This window comes from Paramagnetospirillum marisnigri, from assembly GCF_001650715.1.
Classification (GTDB): domain Bacteria; phylum Pseudomonadota; class Alphaproteobacteria; order Rhodospirillales; family Magnetospirillaceae; genus Phaeospirillum; species Phaeospirillum marisnigri.
Genome location: NZ_LWQT01000030.1, coordinates 1 through 608, shown reverse-complemented (window position 1 = coordinate 608; position 608 = coordinate 1). Strand labels below are relative to the sequence as shown.

The following is a 608-nucleotide window of genomic DNA, read 5'->3' as shown; positions in this document are numbered from 1 at the left end:
CTCCGTCGCCCCTGGCCAGGCAACATCAACCATGCTTCACTAACATTCGATCTGGAGCCGCCATTGGGGGCCGGTCAGGGGAGGCGAGCATGCGTTGTCCTTTTTGCGGACATGACGACACCCAGGTGAAGGATTCCCGCCCCACCGATGACAATGCCTCCATTCGCCGCCGCTATGCGTCGGTGTATCGAAACTTCCGCGAAGCCAAGGATTTTGGCGATTTCCTGGGGAAGATGGGACGGCAAGGCGATGACTAAAGCCGCATGACGATAAGTCTACAAGGTATTGGCCAATATCCCCGTTACTTTCCCCTGGAAGCCCCTTCGCTGCAGAGGCAGCTACCCCAAGAATTCCGTCACCTTGTTCAGGAGCTTTTCAATTGAGATGGGCTTGGCGAGGTAAGCGTCACAACCGCTTTCAAGGACTCGCTCCTCGTCACCCTTCATAGCAAACGCGGTTACCGCGATGATCGGGATCGCTTGAAGTTCAGCGTCTTCCTTCAGTACGCGGGCGATATCTAGGCCGGAAACTCCCGGCAACTGGATATCCAAAAGGATAAGATTTGGGCGGCTCTGCTCGACAATCTCTTTGGCTTCGCGACCATCCAT

Annotated in this window: 1 protein-coding gene and 1 pseudogene; one reads left to right on the top strand and one right to left on the bottom strand. The window is 55.6% G+C overall.

Translation table 11 applies throughout. The features are described 5' to 3' along the window. Positions 1 to 89: 89 nt before the first annotated feature. Positions 90 to 173, top strand: a pseudogene (locus A6A04_RS23570) (NrdR family transcriptional regulator); the annotation flags it as partial. 165 nt (positions 174 to 338) lie between these two features. Here A6A04_RS23570 and A6A04_RS02240 read toward each other — a convergent pair. After that, on the bottom strand, positions 339 to 608 hold a 270-nt coding region (locus A6A04_RS02240), incomplete at its 5' end, for a response regulator (RefSeq protein ID WP_068489633.1).